We start from the raw sequence: 20,826 nt of genomic DNA on the forward strand, positions 1-20,826 counted from the left end.
CGGTTCCGCCCCGGCAGTGGTTCCCTGCCGGGGCGGAACGTGTCGTGCTGTGCCCAGGGAGCCCTGGTGGGGTCAGGAGGCGTTGAGGGCGGTGTCGTCGACCACGAAGCTGGTCTGGAGGCTGGAGTCCTCGGTGCCGGTGAACTTCAGGGTCACCGTCTGACCGGCGTAGCTGGACAGGTTGAAGGACTTGAGTACATAGCCACTCGCCGCGTTCAGATTGGAGTAGGTGGCCAGGGTGGTGGAGCCGGCCTGGACGGTCAGCGTGTCGTAGGCGGTGGTCGTGGTGGTCTCGGCGGTGTCGACGTGCAGGTAGAAGGAGAAGGTGGCGCTGCATCCGGACGGGATGGTCACCGACTGGGACAGGGTGTCGGTGTGGGCGCTGCCGTAACCGTCCATCCAGGCCTTCCAGCTGCCCGAGTGGGCGGGCTCACCGGCGGAGTTGTCGATCACGCCGGTGCTGGCCGTCCAGGGCGCGGCGGTGCCGGTCTCGAAGCCGGGGTTGCCGAGCTTCTGGCCCGGGCTGGAGCAGCCGCCGCCGGTGGTGCTGATGGTCCAGGTGAACGAGGTGCTGCCGGAGGCGTTCGTGCTGTCCTTGGCGGTGACCGTGACGGAGGAGGTGCCGGCCGTGGTCGGGGTGCCGGTGATCTTTCCGCTGGAGGAGATGCTGAGCCCCGCCGGCAGCCCGGTCGCCGTGTAAGTGAGGGTCTGGGTCGAGTCGGAGTCGGAGCCCGTCATCTGCAGGGACACGGCGGTGCCCACGGTGCCGCTCTGGTTGCCGGGGTTGTTCACGGTGACCGTGTTGCCCGTGGTGCCGCCGACGATCGCGTGCGAAATGGCGCACGCGTTGGTGTCGTTGGACCAGCTGGCCTGCTCGGCGAAGGTGCCGGTGCCCATCGTGACGTTGGCCGCTCCGCCCGTCTGGCCCGGAGCGATCCAGGCGCATTCGTCGGAGTTCTCCTGGCCGTTGAACGAGCTGCCGGTGTGGTTGGTCCAGCCGCCGGCCGGGTTCTGGTCCGACATCATCTCGTGCCACTCGTGGCCGAGCGTCATGGTCCAACCGTCGAGGGTGCCGGGGGAGTTGACGAACCCGACACCGCAGCCCGAGCCCGAGTCCATGTTGTACGGCTGGTTGCTGAAGGCGACATCGCCGACGGTCGATGTGACCGCACCGCCCGTCAGCGTGGTGTCACCGTTCCAGTCGTGCCACGCGCAGTACTGACCCTGGTAGTTATCCGGGTTGGTGCCGTGGGGCGACAGGATCACGTAGTACGCGTCGCGGTTCGACGCAGCCGTGGTGTTGCCGAAGTGACTGGCCGCCTTCACAGCCTCGGCGCCGAGCTGGTGCCCGGTGGCGGCGCTGGGTGACGCTCCCGAGTTGTCGTACCAGGTGCCAGCCAGCACGCCACCGCTCTGGTAGGGGACGAAGTTGGCGTTCGCCGGGCAACTGGTCGCGCCGGTCGTCACGTTCGGACCGTCGCACCACTGGGTCAGGTCAGCCGACCAGCGTTCGTTACCGGTGCCGATGTCCTTGAACATCTCCTGAGCAACGGGCGCGGCGCCCGCCGAGTCGCCGGAGAAGGTCAGGTCCCCGCTGCCGTTGGTGCTCTGCGTACCCCACTGGGTGCCGTAGAAGACCAGGTAGACCTTCGAGTGGCCGCTCTGGACACCGATACCGTCGACGCCGCCGCCATAGGACAGCGTCTCCGGCCCGGTCGCGACGCTCGCAGACTTCTGGGAGGCCGCCCAGGCCTTCATCTTGGCATGCTGCTGGAGCGTCGGCAGTGCGCCGTGCCGGTACGGGTGCTGGTACGCGGGGCTGTAGGGGTTGGCGACGGAGCCGCTCGAAGTCTGTGACGCGGCCGGCGCGGCCACCGCCTGGGGGGCGACGGCCAGCATGCCGCCAGCTATCAGGGCTGCGGCCGACGCCAGCGCGGCGGCTCCGCGGCGGGTGAACCGCCGGAGCGGGTTGGGTCTCGTGTGGCCCGTGTTCTGTGATCGCAAGAGACTGCCTTTCCTGGGGAGTTGGTGCCCTACGGCGAGGAGCCCCTTGTGTCAAGACCATGACAAAGCGGCCTGCTTTGACAGGACACGGGTCAACTGCTGCCGGGGGCTTCAAGTGGCGCACGTTCTTCGGTGTGGGCTGCCACCCCGGGCAGTGGTGGCCCCCGCGATGCTACTGAGCGCCCACCGCGACTGACTATCAGTCAATGGCAAAGCCTTTGCCTCGTTAAGCAATACGGCAGAGCCCCAACCGCAGTAAATCCAGACAGAGTTGCTGTCGACCGTTCTCCGGCCGGGAGGACGGAGCGGATCGGCTATAGCGTGTGATGCCATGGACGTGGACGACGGATCAGTCAGTGACCTCACAGCACTGGGCCTGGCACGCTACGAGGCACGGGTCTACCTCGCGCTGGTCAGGCGCGAGTCGTACACCGCCGCCGAGGTGGCGCGTGAGGCGGACGTGCCCCGTCAGCGCGTCTACGACGTATTGGACGCCCTGGTGCGGCGTCGGCTCGCCACCGCCCGCCCGGGCCGGGTGGCCACGTTCTCCGCGGTCGCACCCGAGCTTGCCACCGCCCGGCTCATGGCGCTGCAACGCGAATCCCTCGAACGGCTCGAGCAAGTGTCTTCGGCACTAGTCACTGCTCTGCTGCCCGTCTGGTCCGACGGGCGCACCAAGACCGACCCGCTCGACTACATCGAGGTGCTGCGGGATCCCAAGGCCATCGCCGAACGATTCGCCGACATCCAGGAACAGGCCGGATATGAACTGCTGAGTTTCTCCCAACGGCCCTTCCTTGCCCCGGTCGCCAACACCGAGGGGATCGCGACGGTGCGCCGACTGCGCAGGGCAGGTGGCCGGGCCCGGGCCATCTACACCCATGACGCGCTCCACGACGCCGAAGTACTGGAGCACGTACGGCGTTTCAGCGAAGCCGGGGAGGAGGCGCGGTTCATCGCCGAGCTGCCGCTTAAGCTGATCATTGCCGACGCTTCGCTCGTGCTCTGTGACATGCCGGACCCGGTTGCCGGCACCGGCGCCACCACCGCGCTCTACATCGAACACCCAGCGCTCGCCAACTGCTTGCAACTGGCTTTCCAGAGCGTCTGGGACCGCGCCGTTCCGACGAACACCGCCCGAGGAGTCTAGTGTCCTTTGTTGAAGAGCGTTTTGTCCTGCTGGTCGTGTTTGGTTCCGGGTTTACGTGTCGCGCCACTTGAGGGTGGATTCGCGGGTGAGGCGGCGGCTTATGAGGTCGATCATCGCAACGTGGATCACGGCTTCGGAGCGGTGGGGGTGGGTTTCGTAGTCGCGGGCGAGCCGGCGGTGGTGGTGCATCAGCCGGCCGAAGGTCCGCTCGACAACCCAGCGTCGGGGGATCACCTTGAACCCTTTGACGGCCGGGTCGCGTTGAAGTTTTGGTCCGCCCTTCATGGCCCCCACGTGGAGCCGTCGATCACCGCCCTGGACCAGTCCAGCGCGTCGGCAGCATGCAGCTCGGCCAGCAGCTGTTCATGCAGGCGCTGCCACACACCCGCGTCGTTCCAGTCCCTCAGACGCCGCCGGCACGTCATGCCCGAGCCGAAGCCCAGCTCCTGGTGCAGGAACTCCCACGGAAGGCCGGTGTACCGCACGAACAGGATCCCTGACAGGACCTTCCGGTCGTCCAGATTGAGCTGCTCCTGCTTTCGTGGAGTCCCTGAAGCCTGGGTTACGATCCAGGCGTAAGGAGAACCACCAGCAGTGCCAGCACCCCGTAAGTACCCCGATGAGCTCCGTGAGCGTGCCGTCCGCGAGGTCCGCTCGAGCGGCCGCCCGATCGCGCACGTAGCCCGCGACCTCGGCATCCACAAGGAGGCCCTGCGGTCCTGGGTCCGCCAGGCCGGGGCCGACGCCGGCGAGCGTGACGACCGCCTGACCAGCTCCGAACTGGAGGAGCTGAAACAACTCCGCAAAGAAAATGCCGAGTTGAGGCGCGCCAACGAAATCCTCAAGGCGGCCAGTGTGTTTTTTGCCCAACTTCGGGTTCGATGCCCGTCGGGCACCTCGGGTGTATTCCGGGACGAGTACGTTCTCGATGAAGCTGTCCAGCTTGTGCAGGTAGATGTTGGACAGGACCGGGGAGGCAATGCCGCCCTGCGGAACACCACTGACACGGCAGCTGTAGTTCTTGATCGGTAGGTCGTCGATGCTGGTCAGTGCGGTGGTGGGGTGCCTGCGAGCATGGGTACGGCCACCGTGATCATGAACGTTTGTGACGACGTATCAGGAGCAGGTGGCCGTGGAGGCCACGATAGCCGAGCAGGTATGGATGACGGCGCTGGGGGCGGTGACCGAAGCGATCGCGGACTGTTTCGGGCGCCGTGAACCCCGAGCCCTGGCACGGGAGATGTGCGAGGCGATGCTGATGGAGCTGGACACTCGCAACTGCTGGACCCTTGCCGAGGCCCTCGGGCACGGCGGTCCGCATCGGCTGCAGCACTTCCTGTCCCGCGCTTCGGTCGATCACGATCTGGCCCGGGACCGGATCGCGGCCTGGAGGGCGGGTGAACTCGCCGACCCGGACGCGGTGTTGATCGTGGATGAGACCGGTGACGAGAAGTCCTCCACGGACTGCGTCGGTGCGGCTCACCAGTACTCCGGTGCGCTCGGCGGCCTCGGCCTGTGCCAGGTCGCGGTCCACCTCACCTACGCGAGCCGCACGGGCACGCCCCGATCGACCGGGCCCTCTACCTCGGCAGGGAGTGGGCCGCCGACGAGGAACGGCGCCTGCTCACCCACGTCCCGGAGGACATCGAGTTCGCCACCAAGCCCCAGCAGGCCGCCGTAATGCTGCAGCGTGCCCGCGACCTGGGCATACAGGCACGGTGGCTGGCCGGCGACGAGGTCTACGGCGGCCGTGAGCTGCGGCAGGCCGCCCGCGCACTCACCTTCGACTACGCCCTGGCCGTCCGCACCGATCACCGTGTGGACACCGCCGTCGGCCGCCTGACCGTCACCGACCTCGCGGCCCGGGTCCCGAAGAAGAGCTGGATGCGCCTGCGCACCGGCCACGGCCTGAAGGGCGACCGCCACTACGACGGGGCCATCCGCCCCGACGACACCCCCGACGGACACCGGCCCGGGCACGCCGCCGTCCTGGTGCGCCATCACCGCTACACCCGTGAACTCTCCTTCTACCGCTGCCATTCCGCCGCCCCGGTCACTCTGGCCAATCTTGTGGATGTGGTGTGCCGCAGGTGGCGCGTCGAGGAGGACTTCCAGATGGCCAAGGGCGTCTGCGGCCTCGACCAGGGCCAGACCACCTGCTGGAACTCCTGGATGCGCTGGACCTTGATCAGCATGCTCGCCGCCGCCGTCCTGGCCGTCGCCCGCGCCCGCACCACCACGGCCACCACGAGCAGCGAGCTCGTCCCGCCCAGCGGCCGCGAACTCATCCGACTCCTGCGGATCACAGTCCTGCCCCGCCCCCGACGCTTGTGCCCCGGCCTGCGGCGGTTAACCCGCAGATCACCGCTTTGCGCCTGCCCCCTGTCGCTGTTCGAGGTCGATTACCTCATCGTCGAACGCGCGGAAATCTATGTCGGCCGAAGTAGACATGGGGCGGTGATGTGGTTATGGTTTCTCTCGTAGCCGAGATCAACGGGGCCTGGCAGAGACGAACTGCCGGGCAGCAGTACCGCAGTACACGCAGGTGCAGTGCGCAGGACGGTGCGGTGGTCGAGTTCCGAAGCCAGGGATGTCGCAGGACGGCGACGGGACTGACGGCCGGACCGGGTGGCCCGCAGTGATCAGGGGCCGCCATGAGCAGTAACGCAGTGGCAGTTCAGTAGTGCAGTTCGCAGTACCAGCAGTGAAGTCAGTGAGCGGTACCTCGGTGAAGGCGTCGGCTGCGGACGCGCGTACCGGGAAGTTCGGCAGTGGGGTTCTAAGCCAGAGCAGACGCAGGACGGGCGACGGGGCTGGCTGCCGAAGAGTGGCGCTTACTCAGGTCACCAGCAGTTCGCATCACCAGTAGTACCAGCAGTACGCAGTCCCCGTTGGTAAGTAGTTCATCAAGAGGGAAGAACGGAGGAGCCGAGCGCCATCAGGATCGCCCGGGCGGAATTCTCGAGCCCGGGTACCGCAGGACATCGATAGTGAGGTGGTCTCCGGTCAAGCAACCGCGATCCCCGTACACCCGACAGCTCCCAGGTCGGGTCGGCGGAAACAGAAAGCCGGCGCAGTACTAGGGCCGGCAGATGGTGTAACAGTTCCTTCGGGGCCCTGGTGCCATACGGCACCAGGGCCCCTCAGCGCGTTCCACAGAGAGGTGCAATGACAGCAGACGATTCGTTCGGCCGTCTCAATGACGACGACTACCCCGCCTACACCATGGGCCGGGCCGCCGAGTTGCTCGGCACCACCCCCGGCTTCCTCCGCGCCCTGGGCGAACACCGCCTGATCACCCCCCTGCGCTCCGAGGGCGGCCACCGCCGCTACTCCCGCTACCAGCTCCGGATCGCCGCCCGCGCCCGGGAAATCGTCGACCAGGGCACCCCCATCGAGGCCGCCTGCCGCATCGTCATCCTCGAAGACCAACTCGAAGAAGCCCAGCGCATCAACGCCGAACACCGCCGCGCGGCATCCCGGAACGCGACCAACATCTGACCCGCAGTCCGGGGCGGCGCGCTGGGCCGTATTCTTCCGCTGATTTCAGAATATGGACGCCTGATCGCCGAAGATGCTCAGCCGCTGGCACACGGGCGGAAGCCCCAGCCCCGCTCCGGCACCACGCCCGACGCCCCACGGCCTCCCGCGGTTGATGCGCCTGTTGGCACATCCGGCCGGCTGACTGCCGGGCAGAGCGCCGCCCTGGAAGGCGGGGTGGAGCGCGCGGCGGCTGCGCTGAAGCCGAGGATGCGCGGCTGGCTGCACGTCGGCGTGTTCCCCCTCGCGCTGGTCGGCGGCATCGTCCTGATCGCTGCTTCGCGCTCGGCTGCGGCAGTGGCGGCCTGCTCGGTGTACGCGCTGTCGGCCTGCCTGCTGTTCGGTACCAGCGCGGTCTACCACCGCGGAACGTGGGGTCCGTACCGGGAGGTGGTCTTGCGGCGGCTGGACCACGCGAACATCTTCCTGACCATCGCCGGCACGTACACCCCGTTGGCTGTAATGCTGCTGCCCGCGGGTCAGCAGCTGGTGCTGCTGGCCGTGGTGTGGGCAGGCGCCTTGGCCGGCATCGCCTTCCGCATGCTGTGGATCGGGGCTCCCCGGTGGCTGTACACCCCGTGCTACATCGTCCTGGGCTGGCTGGCCGTCTTCTACGTGCCCGACTTCGCGCGCACCGGCGGCACCGCAGTGGTCGTACTCGTCATTGCCGGTGGTCTGCTCTGCACCGCGGGCGCGGTCGTGTACGGACTCAAGCGCCCTGACCCTTCACCGGCCTGGTTCGGCTTTCACGAGGTCTTCCACGCCCTCACCATCGCCGCCTTCACCGCGCACTACACGGCCATCGTCCTGGCAGTCACATGACTGCTTCGACGCAGGCCCAGCCCCCTCCTCACGTGCTCAGCCACCCGAGGTTGGGGGCAGGCATGATCCTTCGAGTGGCAGCTTCGAGTGGTGAACAAAAACCATCTTCCTTAACTCTGCGGTCCCGGTAGGCCAGTATCTATGACCGCGAGGTGAGGGTTTTACGCCCGGCGTGAGGAGAGTTTTTCCGCAATGAACAGAGTGAGGTTATCTAAGCGTACGCAGGCCGATACGGCGTGCTACTGTCGACCTCAGTTGCAGGCGGTTCCCAAAACTTCAAGCGCCTCCGTCGGTATTTTCGGTCACCGGAAGCGTTTTTTCCCGGTAATTTCCGGGCGGGGCATCATCGCGGCGACACGGTGTCCGTGCAGTGCGGATGCTGATGTACTGCCCCAAAGGAGAAGTGACATGGCGTCTGGCACCGTGAAGTGGTTCAACGCGGCAAAGGGTTTCGGCTTCATCGAGCAGGACGGTGGCGGCGCTGACGTGTTCGCCCACTTCTCGAACATCGCCGCCCAGGGCTTCCGTGAGCTGCTCGAAGGCCAGAAGGTCACCTTCGACATCGTGCAGGGCCAGAAGGGCCCGACGGCCGAGAACATCGTTCCCGCCTGACGCTGGACGCGCATTTTGCAGCTGGTGCCCGCATCCTCCGGGATGCGGGCACCAACTGCGGGCATTTCCTGCGGTGCTTTCACATGTGGCACAAGCCCCGCCCGCCGCTGCGCGCCCCTTCAGAGCTACCCAGTCGTCCTCATTTTCCCGCCCCGCGACGTCACCGATTTTATTGCCTGCGCCCGAAGCCGGAGTTTCCGCAGGTCAGATTCGCTTTGGTATTCTATTCGGCCCGTTCTTGTGGTTCCCCGAACTGTTCTTCCGCTGCGGGAATTCCCTGATACGTGCCGTATCAAGGAAGGTTCTGAATGAACCCCACACGTACGAACGACCGCTCCTCCCGCATCCGCCGCCGCACCGGCGGCCCCACTTTCGGCTCCGCCGCTGGTTCGGTTCGAGGCAGCCGCTTCGGTTCGTCCGCCCCGAGCCGCTCGGGCGGCTACGGCCGCCGGCCCAGCGCGGTGCAGGGCGAGTTCGCCCTGCCGAAGACGATCACTCCCGCGCTGCCCGCCGTCGAGGCGTTCGCGAACCTCGACATGCCCAGGGAGCTCCTGGCCGCGCTCACCGCGCAGGGACTGTCGGTGCCGTTCCCGATCCAGGCCGCGACGCTGCCGAACTCTCTGGCGGGCCGTGACGTCCTGGGCCGCGGCCGCACCGGCTCCGGCAAGACGCTGGCCTTCGGTCTGGCGCTGCTGGCCCGGACCGCCGGGCAGCGCGCCGAGGCCCGTCAGCCGCTGGCCCTGATTCTGGTCCCCACCAGGGAACTCGCGCAGCAGGTCACCGATGCCCTCACCCCTTACGCCCGCTCGGTGAAGCTGCGTCTGGCCACTGTCGTCGGGGGGATGCCGATCGGCAGGCAGGCGGCTGCGCTGCGTGGTGGCGCCGAAGTCGTCGTGGCCACCGCCGGACGCCTCAAGGACCTCATCGACCGCGACGACTGCCGGCTGAACCAGGTCGCGATCACCGTCCTCGACGAGGCCGACCAGATGGCCGACATGGGCTTCATGCCGCAGGTCACCGCGCTCCTGGACCAGGTACGCCCCGAGGGCCAGCGAATGCTGTTCTCCGCGACCTTGGACCGTAATGTCGACCGCCTGGTGCGCCGCTACCTCACCGACCCCGTGGTCCACTCCGTCGATCCCTCCCAGGGCACGGTCACCACGATGGAACACCACGTCCTGCACGTGCACGACGCCGACAAGCATCGGATGACGACGGAGATCGCGGCGCGCGAAGGCCGGGTGATCATGTTCCTGGACACCAAGCACGCCGTGGATCGCCTCGCCCGGGACCTCCTCAACAGCGGAGTCCGAGCCGCCGCCCTGCACGGGGGGAAGTCACAGCCGCAGCGCACCCGCACCCTCGCCCAGTTCAAGACCGGGCACGTCACCGTCCTGGTCGCCACGAACGTCGCGGTCCGCGGCATCCACATCGACAACCTCGATCTCGTCGTCAACGCGGATCCGCCGACCGACCCCAAGGACTACCTCCACCGCAGCGGGCGTACTGCCCGCGCGGGCGAGTCCGGCAGCGTCGTCACCCTGGTCACCCCCAACCAGCGACGCGAGATGACCCGCCTCATGGCCGCCGCCGGCATCGTCCCCCAGACCACCCAGGTCCGCTCCGGCGAGGAAGCCCTCAACCGGATCACCGGCGCCCAGACCCCCTCCGGCGTCCCCGTCACCATCACCGCGCCGGCGGCCGAGCGGCGTCAGCGCAGCGGGGCCTCCCGCGGTCGACGCAGTCCCGCCTCGGCTGCCCGGCGCGTGAGCGTGCGGCAGTCCGCCTTTGACGCGGCGGCCTGAGTACCGTGATCAGGAAGCTGACCCACATCCGCAGGAGGCACGTTTTGACGCTGGTCCAGATGCAGCCCCACTCGGGACGGACAGGCACGAGCCGCCACCAAAACAGCGGTGGGGGACTTTGAGGTGAAAACCTCCCGCAGCCTGACGATCAACTGCGGAAGGTTTTCACCTCAGAGTCACTTCTGCGAACGACGACCTGCGGATTCACGATCGGCTCCGGGGTGTTCGCAGAACTCTCGCAACTGGTCATTTATGCGAGGGACTGGGCGTGCCTGCCCGCCGCCGAGGTGGAACCGGTGTGAGATCGCATGCGGGCAGTGCCCGCGGTCAGGCTGGGACACTCGCATGAGAGGAGGCAAGGATGCCGGGCGACCCGTTCGGGCTGGCCGAGGTGCTCGCCGCTGCGGAGGACGCGGCGCCGGGGGCGTCCCTCGCTGTGGTGGCGCGCAATCTACGCGACCGGTTCGACGCGCGGGCGGTGTCGTTCCTGTTCGTCAGCGTCGCTGGCCGGCAGATGGTGCGGGTCGACGAGGGGATCGCCTCGCGGGCCGGCCTCGACGCCGATCAGATCCAGCTGGCCGGCAGCGTCTACGACCAGGTGCTGCGCACCCAGGAGCTGGTGCAGGCCCCCGACGCCGGGCACGGAAAGCGGGTGTTCGCCCCGGTGACCAACCGCGGTGACACCATCGGCGTCCTGGAGTTGTCCCTGCCGCACGTCAGCCAGGAGATCCTGGACGAGGTTGGCGAGGCCGCGCACGCGCTGGCATACATCATCGTCACCGACCGCCGCTTCACCGACCTCTACCGGTGGGGCCAGCGCGCTACCCCTCTCAGCCTGGCCGCCGAGATCCAGCGCCAGCTCCTGCCCGACGCGCCCTCCTGCGAAGCCGCACAGTTCGTGCTCGCCGCGTGCCTGGTCCCGGCCGACGACGCCGCCGGGGACACCTATGACTACGCCCTCGACCACGACACCCTGCATCTTTCCGTCACCGATGCCATGGGCCACGACGTCGACGCCGCGCTCATGGCCACCCTCCTGGTCAATGCGTCGCGCGGCGCTCGTCGCGACGGCGCCAGCCTGACCGAGCAAGCCCGCCGGATCCACCAGGCTCTCCTCGACCACGGCCACCACACCATGGCCACCGGCCAGCTCCTGCGCATCGCCCTGGACGGGACCGGCGCACAGGTCGTCAACGCCGGGCACCCCTGGCCGCTGCTCCTGCGCGACGGCACGGTGAACGAGGTGCGCCTGGACGTCGACCTGCTCTTCGGCGCCCCCGGACCCACCCCGTACCACGTACAGTTCCTCGACCTGCGCCCCGGCGACCGGCTCCTGCTCCACAGCGACGGCATGCAGGAACGACAAGCCGAGTCCGTCGACCTGCCCGGCCTCATGCGCGAGACCGCCTCCGAACATCCCCGCGAGGTCGTGCGCGTCCTGACAGCAGCGGTTACCGACGCCTGCGGCGGCCACCTGCCCGACGACGCCACGGTGCTGTGCCTCGACTGGCACGGCCCCCACCACGACGGCCGCCACGCCCACGCCGGAGCCGGCCGATAAGCACTTCCCCGTGCCCATCCGGAGACCGCCGCCGGGAAGAGGTCGTTCCTCTCCACCGTCCGCGTCGCCATCGTCGGCCACCGGGCCGCGCAGCGGGCGCAGGCCGTCTCGGATGCGCCGGCCCTCAGCCATCTTCCCCTTCGTCCTCGATGGCATCGGGGTCGCGGAAGGGCCGCAGGCCCTGGCCGGGTCCGCTGGCCTTGATGTTGAACAGGTAGCGGCCCAGGAAGTTGATGTGCCGGTCCTTGAGCGGGGAGAGGCGGGCCACGTCCTCGTCCTTGATGTCGTGGCCCGCCGCGCGGAGCCGGGCCACGGCGGCGTCCAGATAGCGGGTGTTCCACAGCACCACGGCATTGAGGACCAGACCGAGGGCGGCGAGCTGGTCTTCCTGGCCCTCGCGGTACGCCTGGCGGATCTGGCCCCGGCCGCCGTGGCAGATCGCGCGGGCGAGCCGGTGGCGGGACTCCTGCACGGTGAGCTGCCGGTTCATCAGGCGCCGGTAGGTGTCGTCCATCGGGTCGACCAGGGCGAGCAGGTGCATGGTCTTGTCGATCCGCCAGTACTCGGCGAACGCCGCCCCCAGCGGGGTGGGGTGGCCCTCGCGGCCGAACATCCGCAGCAGGTCGTAGGCCCGGACCTGGTTGGTGATGAGCGACCCGGCGACCCGGAGCATGTCCGGCCACTGCGTCTCGATGCGCTTGAGGTTGACCTTGTTGCAGGCTACGGCCTCCAGCGGCCCGTACCCGGCGGCCGGCTCCCCGCCACCGTCGGACAGGTCGGCCCGCCAGAACCGCTCCACCTGAAAGGGATCCGAGGGCGCAAGAGCGATCCGAGTGACGCGGCGTTCCTTGCCCGGGCTGGCGCCTCCGGGATGGTGATGGGCTCTTTCGTGCCCCAAACGGCGGGTTCGGGAGCTGCGGGATCTGACCCGTAGCCGGACTGAGACCGTCCGGGCCGCGGGGACGCAGGCCCAGCGGCTGGAGAAGGAACTCGAGGACACCGGGATGAAGCTCAGCTCCGTCCTGACCGACCTGGTCGGTCTCACCGGCCGCACCATCCTCGAAGCGCTCGTGGCCGGGGAGCGGGACCCAGCCCGTCTCGCGGACCTCGCGGTCGGCAAGGCCCGCAGCAAGATTCCTGCCCTGATCGAGGCGCTGGAGGGGGAGTTCACCGACCACCACACCTTCATGGTCCGTCACTACCTGGACGAGATCGCGCACCTCAACCGCATTGTCGAGATGCTCGACGCCCGCATCGCGTCGATGCTCGCCTCCGAGGAGGCAGACCTGGACAACCTCGACACCATCCCCGGAATCGGCCGGACGGCCGCTGAGATCGTCGTCGCCGAGGCCGGCGGCGACATGGCCCAGTTCGCCTCAGCTCAGCACCTTGCCTCTTGGATCGGCGTCTGCCCGGGTACCAACGAGTCCGCCGGGGTGAACAAGTCCGGGCGCACCCGCGCGGGCAACAACAATCTCAAGCGCCTGCTCGGGATCGCGGCCATGGCCGCGATCCGCAACAAGGACTCCTACCTGTCGGTCGGGTCGCCTCGGTGGTGGCCAGGACGTGGCCGTTGGGGGAGTGGGTTGTCATTGTGCGGTGAACCCGGTGCAGGCGATGAAACGCCGTGAGCCGTCGCCGACGGACCAGACCACGGTGTATGTGCCCGGTGGGTAGTGAGCGACGGTTCCTGGGAAGTCTCCGGGCCAGACCACGGTGGCCGCAGTGTCGGATTGAACGGTTGTTCGTGCCAGGCGTGAGGTGCCGTCGGGCATGTAGATACGGGCGAGGACGGGCATCTCGGTCTGTACGGGGTCGAAGTTGCCGTACTTGTTCCGCAGGCTGAGTTCCACTGCGTCTCCGGCCCGTATGTCACCGGGGGCGACGTACTGCCAGGACCCGTCGATTTCTGCTTCTTTCCGTGGAGTGCAGTCGACTTGGTCCGGGAGGTACGTGAACGGCGGGGGCTGCAAGGGGGATGCTGATGACGGCGTGCGGGTTTCTGCGGAAACGACTGAGGGGGTGGCGGGGGAGGGGGCTGGCGATGCGGTTTCGCTGGACTCCCCGCTGCGGGCTGGCTTTGTTGCGTGCGGGGCGCTGACGGCTTTCGTCTGGCTGCTGGGCAGCGCTGTCGCCGGGCTCTGCTCCTCTTTGGAGGCTGACGCGGCGATTGCTCCGCCGACGCCACCTACAGCAGCCGCGGCTGCAACGACTGCGGCCAAGAACTTGATACGGCGGCGGCCCCGGGAAGCGGCGGGCCAGACGGTATCGTCCTCGGCCGGCAGGTCCCAGTGGGCGCTCACCAGATCGGAAACCAGTGTCGGCTGCTCTTGCTCGCGCGGGATTGCGGTCGTGGTCTGCGCGGCGAGCAGCGCCGTACAGGCGTCGCGAAGTTCGGCGGCGGCGGGCCGCGCGTCGGGTTCCTTGGTGAGTGCCTGCGCAACCAGCGGCAGCAGGGAGTCGGGCGTGCCCTGAAGATCTGGCTCGGCGGAGAGGACGCGGAAGGCCACTGCGTCGGGGGCGCCGGCGCCGAAGGGGAGGCGACCGGTCGCGGCGTAGGCGATCAAGGCGCCCCAAGCGAATATGTCCCCTGCGGGCCCCACCTCACCTGTGCGGTAGTGCTCTGGACTGATCCAGCCGGGGGTGCCGGTCATCACCCCGGTGCGCGTTACTGAGGTACCGTCCAGTAGGTGGGCGATGCCGAAGTCCAATAGTCGGGGGCCGGCCGGGCCCAGGATGACGTTCTGGGGTTTGACATCCCGGTGGATGATGCCCGCCGCGTGCACCGCGGCCAGCGCGGCTGCAGTTCCGGCTGCCAGCGCATGCAGGCGGGCCCCGTCCAGGGCGCCGCTCGCGGCGAGATGCTGGTCAAGGGTGGGGCCGGGCACAAACGGAGTGGCCAGCCATGGGACGGGGCCGTCGGTGTCGGCATCGTGCACGGGCACCAGGCAAGGGCCCGTCACCTGCTGGGAGAGCCGCACCTCCCGGCGGAAGCGGGCCCGGAACTCCTCGTCTGACGCCTGCGCACTGTGGACGACCTTGACTGCTATCTGTAGCGCCGTGGAATCGAGCGCGGCATACACCGTGCCCATGCCGCCCGTCCGGAGCCGCCCGATGACGCGGTAGGGGCCTATGCGGCGTGGATCGCCCGGCTGCACCGGCTGGATACGGCTGGACACAAAGGCTCCTCAAACATGATCGGCGGCGCGTACCGGCCGGGTGGCTGCTGCATGTTATCGAGTGATTCCGCTGCGGCCCCACCGTTGCCCGCGAGCCCGGATGACGTGGCCTGGGTGCACTACGCGTGCCGTACTGGTGTGTGCGGGCTCCGAGACCATGCTGCAGACGGTGATGGGGGTCTTGAAGGCCGCCGGCGTGGACGTGCTGGTGGTGTGCTCCGAGATGCTCGAGGCGTCCGGCTTCGCCGCTCGATCGTGTCCTGTCGTTGGTACGTGCATGTCGGTGGGTCCATCTCAGCGCGGCGTCTCGGCGGTGTTTCGGCAGTGCTGCGGTCTTCCTCTGTCTGGGTGTCGCCGGCAGGGTCTGCGTGATTCCTGGGCCGACGTCGCCCGGCCAGCGTCATGAGCAGACCTTGTCGTCCTTCGGGATGGCGCCGTTGAGGAGATAGGCGGCCCGGGCGCTGACGCTCACCCTTCGATTCGCCGGCAACAGCAGCTGGGAGAAGACCCGCCGCCTGCCGGAGCCGTCCGCGCACGACGAAGACCTGCGCACCCTGGCCTACCAGCTGATGGATGCCGCCGGCCTGCAGCGCGGCCGCCTGACCGGGCTCGTACTCAAGGGGGACGACCTCATCGACTCCGACCAGGTCGCCCAGCAGATCAGCCTCGATGACGCCCGCGAGGCCCGGTTGGTGGCCGAAGCGGCCGTCGACCGCATCCGGGACAAGTTTGGCCCTGGCATCATTGGCCCTGCTGCCGTCTTCCGGCGCGCCTCGTGACGCGATCAGCCGCTGCTGTCTGGAGGTGAGGTCCGTGCCAGCGGTATCGCGCCAGGCACCGTCCGGGCCAGCCACAACAGCCCCGAAGACGGCCTCTCTTGAAAATCCCGCTCAGGCGACCTCACGGCGTTCGAGGGTGACGTTGCAGCCGAGGGCGCCGAGCTGGCCGACCAGGTGGCGTCGGTGTCGTTCCTCTTCATCACATCCCAGCAAACCTGCCACCTTCGAGCGTGTTGTAGCGGGAGGCTGCGGGGATGCGTCTCGTCACCATTGCCACGGCCGCGGCCGTCGCGATCGCCCTCGCTGGTTGTACCAGCAGCACCCCCACTGCGAAGGCCGCTGCGGACAACGGCCGCACCCTTCCGGAGCAGCTCACGTTCACGGGTGCGATTAAGGGTCATCTCACGGTTGGCCTGAATGCCCAGGGGGTCCTGCATACGCAGTCAGCCCCGATGCCCAACAGCGGTGGAGGCATGTTCCTGCAGACGAGCTGCGCCGACTACCACCTCGGCAGCCAAGACGACCCCTCGCGTACCCATGAGTGGGAAGCCAACATCTACGGAGAGATCAACGGCCAGGCCGTAACCCTCCGGCTCAGCTACGAGGATGACAACATTGTCGGAAAGCACGATTTGGACAGCAGGGGAGGATCGGCCTTCCCGGGCAACGTTCAGCCGTTCATCGACGTTCAGAACGGCGTCCAGTTTTACTACCCGATTTATCCGAGCAGTATCAAGATCAATTCCGACATGCACTCTGGGACCCTGCGCCTCGACGCCACGGACGCCCCTAGCAGTGACCCCAAGGTGCACGTCACCGGAACGTGGCGCTGCGCATAGTCGCGTGCCTGGGCCTCGCCCGGTATGGAGACCGGGCGGGGCAGCTCGCTGCGTGGCAGTGAGCTCGCGCGGGCGGACGGGGGATGCCGCCCGCGCGAGGTGATGCTGATCTTGCAGGAGCGGGCCGATCTTGTCGAGAACGCCCGTGCCCCGCGCTTCTGCCTCGCTGCTGCGGTCGTCTGTCCGTCGTGTTCGCGCAGCATCCGCATGTCACTCGCGGGCGAGGGCCCGCACAGAAGTGTTCTGTGTGGGCCCTCGCCCATGGGCGGCGCCGGGGTACGGCCTACAGGAACGAGTTGATAACGAGACCCAGGGCCGCCATGGCGGCCCTGGGTCTCGCGGTGTCCCGCTGGTTCTGGAAGCGTAGTCAAGGAAGTCGCGTTCGGCGCTGATGCGCGGGTGCCTGCCGAGTTCTGGCGGAGTTCGGTGAGGGTGCTGGTGGTGCGGGCGGAGTCGACTCCCCCCATGGCGGTGATCACCCCGTGTGCCGGGGCCATCGTGGTGGTACGGGGAGTGCCGGAGGCCATCAATGCATGGCATGGGCACATTTTTGCCACATGTTGGCCCCATGATCTCCATAATGAGGGCTTGACCTGCGACGATGGCGCCTCCATCAGCAGCATCGTGAGAAGAGAACGCCACGTGATCGAGGTCCAGGGCAAGGTGCGGACAGATTCAGTTCGACGGCCAGTACGTGACTATCACCCGCAAGGGGTTCCTGGCCCGATCTATCGTCGGCAAGGGTGAGAAGCGCCTTCACATCAGCCAGATCGCCAGCATCCAGTGGAAGCCGGCCGGAGCCATCGTCGAGGGCTTCATCCAGTTCGGACTTCCCGGCGGCGTCGAACGACGGTCCAAGGCCGGAGCCCAGACCCAGAGCGCCAGGGGCGACGAGAACTCTGTGCTGTTCACGAGGAAGCAGATGCCCGCGTTCGAGGCGGTCCGCAAGGCTCTCGACGCCGCTATAGCCGAGCACCACGCACCGCAGCAGTCCACCGCGGCACAGTCCTCCTTCGTTGCCGACGAGTTGACCAAACTCGGACAGTTGGTACAACAGGGCATACTCACTCAAGCCGAGTTCGAGCAGCAGAAGGCCCGCCTCCTCGGCCACCATTAGCACGCCAGAACGCAGAAGCTGACGAGCCCCCAGGCTCGTTACGAAGCCTGGGTGCTAATGCCGCGATAGGGGCCTCACGGTTGGGTGCGGGGCCGGGCATGGGCTTGGACTCCCGTCCCAGCTACGTTCGTCGATCACGTACCGGTTCGGGGGGATCAGTGAGTGAAGACGACATTGCCAAGTGGAACGCTGCGATCGTGAATCTGCGCGCTGCGAAAGAGCTGCACGAGGCCAACGGCGACGCAGCGAGCGCGAAGGCCGCCTCACGTCAGATTGGGCAACTCCACAAGGCCATCAATGTGGAGAACCGGCAGAGAAGGGAGGCGGACGCGGCCCGGAGACGGAACGCCGCGAGGGCCTCCCTCCAGAGGCTCAGACGCGAAGCAGATCTCGCGATCGAGCGTGAGCGGGCAGCCGCACTACTTCGGGAACAGGCGCCCAAGGACCCTGATGCTCTTGCCCTTGAGTCACACCGTAGGCCCTTGCAGAAGGAAAGAGTCGACACGGACGGATCATTGGTGCGACAGGTCGTGAGCGGGGGACTTCCAACCCTGGGTAAGCGTCGCTAGCCAGGAGCTGTCGACCAGGACGTCTTCGGCGGGCAGCGTCGTGCTCACTCGATCGTGGGCACCCACGAAGGCCGACCGGAAGGGGAAGTGATCAGCCCACCCATCGCCGCACCCGCTGACCGGTGATGGGCGCGGCTGGCCTGCGGCCTCGACCATGAGCCCGACCACGGGGCCTGACCGCGCACTGCTCACCCCGACCACGGCTGGCCAGCGCGTTTCGCCTGCCGGTGCCCGGGCTCGGTCCAGCCAACTCGCTTGCTGGGGTTGTGGACGGGGCGCCATACGGGTGCGGAGGGGCCGTGGTGGAGCAGGTCGGCCAGCGGTGCCGCGAGGACGGGGACGTTCAGCATGAAGGGTGCCAGCGGCCTGGCGGCGGCGCGCAGGGCGTTGATCCGGTTCTCGGCACCGGCGGGTCCGGTGCCGTCCAGGACGAACAGGACGCGGGGGAAGAGCGGGTAGCGCCGCCGCCACTCCTCCACTGCCGGTTCCTGGAAGGTTGGTCGGCGCCCTGGGACTACGGGCACGTAGTGGTGAAGGCGTTCGTACGCGGGCAGTTTGGCGGCGAGGCGTTCGGGGCCCATGGTGGCCCGGTCGACTTCCACGAACGCCCGCAGCATCGATCCGTTGTCGCCGTCGGCGGGGCCGCGCTGGTAGTACAGCAGGGCGTCGGGGATGACGGCCTCGCCGCTTCCGACGGGGTGGTGGACTTCAGGGATCCAGTCCAGCGGCTGGCATACATCGCTGCGGCGGCGGGCGTCCTCGAGGAAGACGAGCGCGGTCTCGGTCACCGTCAGCGTGTGGCCGGCCTTCAGCCGAACGGCGGTCGGATCGGACACGGTCCTGGAAGGCCGGCGCCCGCGCAGCTCGGGCCACTCGCCGGCGAGCTGCACGCCGTACGGGGTGGGGAACCACACCCGGGTCCGTCCGGCCTGCGGCAGGGTGATGCGGTCGACCAGCCCCTCCTCCCGTAGCCGGGCCAGCCGCCGCCGGGTCTGCTCGATACGCACCTCGGGGGCGATCACCCGGTGCATCTGCTCGGTGGTGGCCATCCGGTACTGCGTCAGCACGGCCAGCGCCAACCGGTCGTTGCTGCCTGCGCCCACGCCCGTCATCGTCGGCTGCTCCCGCCTTCCGTACAGTGCGGCACCGCCCCTTTTGCGGCGCCGCGCGCACAGGCAGATCAGCAGCGGGCCCCGACCAGACCACCGGCCATGAAGTCCCGACCACGGTCACGATGCGACAACACCGCCGATAACCCGGCCGAGAACTGTCCGCGCCCACCGGGCACCTGACGGCGTATTCGCAGGCCACCATCCCTTCTCGGTCGTGGTCGTCAGCCCGACATCCCCCTGTGCACACCTCTGCGGCCGCCCTATGGCCAGAAGAAGAGGAACGGGAACGGGCGGGGCGGGCGGCGTGCGGCCGGGGGATCTGGGCGGGATCGCTGTTGTTGCGCGTCGGCGGGCCCCGCGCTCCGCGCCGGACGAGTCGGCGCACCAGGACGAGACAGACCGGCGGGGGTGCGCGGGGTCAGGGCGCAGCCTCAGCGGTCCTTGCCTCCTGCTCCTTGCCGGCACAACTACGTGTAGCACAACGACCACGACACCGCGGCCCTGCACGACCACCGGGGCTGCTTCGTCGACGACGAGCCCTGGGGCCGCCCCCGCCGCGACGGCGGCTAGGGTGCGTATCGAATTGTGATCAAGGGGCGGTTTTCGTGAGGTCCTTGAGCCAAATCATTGAGGCGCGCAGGTGGAGGCCGGCGAGGTAGCTGTCCGGGGTCTTGTCGTACCGAGTGGCGATGCCTCGCCAGGCCTTGAGCTTGTTGATCAGGCGCTCGACGGTGTTCCTCTCCTTGTACAGATCGGCGTCGTGGCGGACGGGCCGGCCGCCTGCGGAGCCCTTCTTCCTCCGGTTGGCGGCCTGGTCTCTCTTCTCCGGGATGACTGCCTTGATGTGGCGTTTCCGCAGGTGGGCCCGGTTGCCGCGGGACGAGTAGGCCTTGCCCCCGGCGACCGCGTCCGGACGGGTGCGCGGTCGGCCGGCGGGCCCGCGGACCCGTAACTTCTTGAGCACCGGGATGAACTGCGGGCTGTCCGCGGCATGCCCGTCCGTCAGGACGAACGCCAGCGGGCGGCACTTGCGGTCGGCGGCCAGATGGACCTTGCTGGTCTGCCCGCCCCTGGAGCGTCCAAGGAGGGCGGCCTTCAGGCGGAGCTTTCGCCGACGCCGGATGCGTCGTCGCTCTTCCCGCTCAGGATCTACTTCGGCGTCCTGCCCGTTTTGTTCTTCGAGGTTGCCCCCTTTGACCTGGCCTTCTCCTCCTCGGTGGCAGCCTTCTCCAGCGCGCTGATGACGTCCTCGCCCAGGTGCATCCCGGCGGCATCGTGGTGTGCCCGCGCGGTGGTGGAGTCGATGCTGACCAGGGACAGGTCCACCTCTCCCCGCTTCGCGGCTTCCGCGATCAGGCCCTCGAGCAGGGCCTCGAAGACGCCAGCGTCACGCCACTGCCGGAAGCGGTTGGAGACCGTCGACCAGGCGCCGAACTCCTGCGGCATCTCCCGCCATTGCCCGCCGGTCTTGAACCGCCAGATCACGCCCTCGAACTGCTGCCGCAGCCGCTCGGGGTAGGGGCCGTACTCGCCGATCGGAAGGTACGGCTCGATGAACTCCCATTCGTCGTCAGTCAGTTGCACTCGTGTCACGCAAGAAGATCTACCGGTCCAGGCCCCGCCGCGAGGGTGATTCCCGCAGATTGATCACGACCCGATACGCGCCCTAGCGCTACGGAGGCGGGGACGCCCGCCATGGCAGTTACCGCTGCTGACGAGGCCCGCGCGTGCTATCTA

12 protein-coding genes and 7 pseudogenes are annotated in these 20,826 nt (G+C 68.1%); 12 read left to right on the forward strand and 7 right to left on the reverse strand.

Features of this window, described 5'->3' with window-relative positions; translation table 11 throughout:
• Positions 1 to 72: 72 nt before the first annotated feature.
• Positions 73 to 2,004 carry a putative Ig domain-containing protein gene (locus AB0L95_RS38305; protein ID WP_365170693.1) on the reverse strand — a complete coding sequence of 644 codons (1,932 nt, stop codon included), beginning with the start codon at positions 2,002 to 2,004 and terminating at the stop codon, positions 73 to 75.
• Between the two features lie 331 nt (positions 2,005 to 2,335).
• Between AB0L95_RS38305 and AB0L95_RS38310 the strand changes: the two genes are divergently transcribed.
• On the forward strand, positions 2,336 to 3,154 hold the full coding sequence (locus tag AB0L95_RS38310) for a helix-turn-helix domain-containing protein (RefSeq protein WP_365170695.1): 819 nt from the start codon (positions 2,336 to 2,338) through the stop codon (positions 3,152 to 3,154).
• A gap of 51 nt (positions 3,155 to 3,205) precedes the next feature.
• Here AB0L95_RS38310 and AB0L95_RS38315 read toward each other — a convergent pair.
• Both AB0L95_RS38315 and AB0L95_RS38320 read right to left on the reverse strand, forming a co-directional pair.
• Positions 3,206 to 3,397 (reverse strand): annotated as a pseudogene (locus tag AB0L95_RS38315) (transposase); the annotation flags it as partial.
• A gap of 53 nt (positions 3,398 to 3,450) precedes the next feature.
• Positions 3,451 to 3,675, reverse strand: a pseudogene (locus AB0L95_RS38320) (transposase); the annotation flags it as partial.
• A gap of 73 nt (positions 3,676 to 3,748) precedes the next feature.
• Between AB0L95_RS38320 and AB0L95_RS38325 the strand changes: the two are divergent.
• The 7 genes and pseudogenes from AB0L95_RS38325 to AB0L95_RS38355 all read left to right on the forward strand — a co-directional run.
• A pseudogene (locus AB0L95_RS38325) lies at positions 3,749 to 3,928 on the forward strand (transposase); the annotation flags it as partial.
• A gap of 478 nt (positions 3,929 to 4,406) precedes the next feature.
• Positions 4,407 to 5,638: pseudogene (locus AB0L95_RS38330) on the forward strand (IS701 family transposase).
• A gap of 684 nt (positions 5,639 to 6,322) precedes the next feature.
• On the forward strand, positions 6,323 to 6,655 hold the full coding sequence (locus tag AB0L95_RS38335) for a MerR family transcriptional regulator (RefSeq protein WP_365170697.1): 333 nt from the start codon (positions 6,323 to 6,325) through the stop codon (positions 6,653 to 6,655).
• A 60-nt stretch (positions 6,656 to 6,715) separates the two neighbouring features.
• Complete coding sequence (locus tag AB0L95_RS38340; RefSeq protein ID WP_365170729.1) at positions 6,716 to 7,516, forward strand: hemolysin III family protein; 801 nt, start codon at positions 6,716 to 6,718, stop codon at positions 7,514 to 7,516.
• Positions 7,517 to 7,924: 408 nt separating this feature from the next.
• Positions 7,925 to 8,128 (forward strand): cold-shock protein, encoded by a 204-nt coding sequence (locus tag AB0L95_RS38345; protein WP_365170699.1) that lies wholly within the window; start codon positions 7,925 to 7,927, stop codon positions 8,126 to 8,128.
• 308 nt (positions 8,129 to 8,436) lie between these two features.
• Entirely contained in the window at positions 8,437 to 9,933 is a 1,497-nt protein-coding gene (locus tag AB0L95_RS38350; protein ID WP_365170701.1) for a DEAD/DEAH box helicase, read from the forward strand.
• 361 nt (positions 9,934 to 10,294) lie between these two features.
• A complete protein-coding gene (locus AB0L95_RS38355; RefSeq protein ID WP_365170703.1) occupies positions 10,295 to 11,494 on the forward strand; it encodes a PP2C family protein-serine/threonine phosphatase in 1,200 nt (399 codons plus the stop codon).
• A 124-nt stretch (positions 11,495 to 11,618) separates the two neighbouring features.
• Here the strand turns inward: AB0L95_RS38355 and AB0L95_RS38360 are convergent.
• Positions 11,619 to 12,257: pseudogene (locus AB0L95_RS38360) on the reverse strand (Tn3 family transposase); the annotation flags it as partial.
• A 241-nt stretch (positions 12,258 to 12,498) separates the two neighbouring features.
• Between AB0L95_RS38360 and AB0L95_RS38365 the strand changes: the two are divergent.
• Positions 12,499 to 13,125: a transposase gene (locus AB0L95_RS38365; RefSeq protein WP_365170705.1), complete on the forward strand. Its 627-nt coding sequence runs from the start codon at positions 12,499 to 12,501 to the stop codon at positions 13,123 to 13,125.
• Here the strand turns inward: AB0L95_RS38365 and AB0L95_RS38370 are convergent.
• The gene (locus AB0L95_RS38370; RefSeq protein ID WP_365170707.1) at positions 13,084 to 14,673 is read right to left on the reverse strand and encodes a protein kinase; all 1,590 of its coding nucleotides are present in this window, start codon (positions 14,671 to 14,673) and stop codon (positions 13,084 to 13,086) included. The two genes, AB0L95_RS38365 and AB0L95_RS38370, sit on opposite strands and share 42 nt — an antisense overlap.
• Before the next feature lie 449 nt (positions 14,674 to 15,122).
• Here AB0L95_RS38370 and AB0L95_RS38375 point away from each other — a divergent pair.
• The 3 genes and pseudogenes from AB0L95_RS38375 to AB0L95_RS38385 all read left to right on the forward strand — a co-directional run.
• Positions 15,123 to 15,452: pseudogene (locus AB0L95_RS38375) on the forward strand (hypothetical protein); the annotation flags it as partial.
• A gap of 254 nt (positions 15,453 to 15,706) precedes the next feature.
• Positions 15,707 to 16,291, forward strand: a complete 585-nt coding sequence (locus AB0L95_RS38380; protein ID WP_365170709.1) for a hypothetical protein — start codon at positions 15,707 to 15,709, stop codon at positions 16,289 to 16,291.
• Between the two features lie 673 nt (positions 16,292 to 16,964).
• The gene (locus AB0L95_RS38385; RefSeq protein ID WP_365170731.1) at positions 16,965 to 17,408 is read left to right on the forward strand and encodes a DUF4429 domain-containing protein; all 444 of its coding nucleotides are present in this window, start codon (positions 16,965 to 16,967) and stop codon (positions 17,406 to 17,408) included.
• Between the two features lie 757 nt (positions 17,409 to 18,165).
• Here the strand turns inward: AB0L95_RS38385 and AB0L95_RS38390 are convergent.
• Together AB0L95_RS38390 and AB0L95_RS38395 are read right to left on the reverse strand one after the other, a co-directional pair.
• Positions 18,166 to 19,089 carry a replication-relaxation family protein gene (locus AB0L95_RS38390; protein WP_365170711.1) on the reverse strand — a complete coding sequence of 308 codons (924 nt, stop codon included), beginning with the start codon at positions 19,087 to 19,089 and terminating at the stop codon, positions 18,166 to 18,168.
• Positions 19,090 to 19,678: 589 nt separating this feature from the next.
• A pseudogene (locus AB0L95_RS38395) lies at positions 19,679 to 20,682 on the reverse strand (IS5 family transposase).
• Positions 20,683 to 20,826 lie beyond the last annotated feature (144 nt).

Source organism: Streptomyces sp. NPDC052036 (genome assembly GCF_040680495.1).
GTDB lineage: Bacteria > Actinomycetota > Actinomycetes > Streptomycetales > Streptomycetaceae > Streptomyces.

What these genes read in the sequence shown, in the direction of transcription:
- AB0L95_RS38310 (WP_365170695.1), top strand. Translation starts at nt 2,336, where the DNA reads ATGGACGTGGACGACGGATCAGTCAGTGACCTCACAGCACTGGGCCTG.
- AB0L95_RS38365 (WP_365170705.1), top strand. Translation starts at nt 12,499, where the DNA reads ATGAAGCTCAGCTCCGTCCTGACCGACCTGGTCGGTCTCACCGGCCGC.
- AB0L95_RS38335 (WP_365170697.1), top strand. Translation starts at nt 6,323, where the DNA reads ATGACAGCAGACGATTCGTTCGGCCGTCTCAATGACGACGACTACCCC.
- AB0L95_RS38390 (WP_365170711.1), bottom strand. Translation starts at nt 19,089, where the DNA reads ATGACGGGCGTGGGCGCAGGCAGCAACGACCGGTTGGCGCTGGCCGTG.
- AB0L95_RS38345 (WP_365170699.1), top strand. Translation starts at nt 7,925, where the DNA reads ATGGCGTCTGGCACCGTGAAGTGGTTCAACGCGGCAAAGGGTTTCGGC.
- AB0L95_RS38350 (WP_365170701.1), top strand. Translation starts at nt 8,437, where the DNA reads ATGAACCCCACACGTACGAACGACCGCTCCTCCCGCATCCGCCGCCGC.
- AB0L95_RS38380 (WP_365170709.1), top strand. Translation starts at nt 15,707, where the DNA reads ATGCGTCTCGTCACCATTGCCACGGCCGCGGCCGTCGCGATCGCCCTC.
- AB0L95_RS38355 (WP_365170703.1), top strand. Translation starts at nt 10,295, where the DNA reads ATGCCGGGCGACCCGTTCGGGCTGGCCGAGGTGCTCGCCGCTGCGGAG.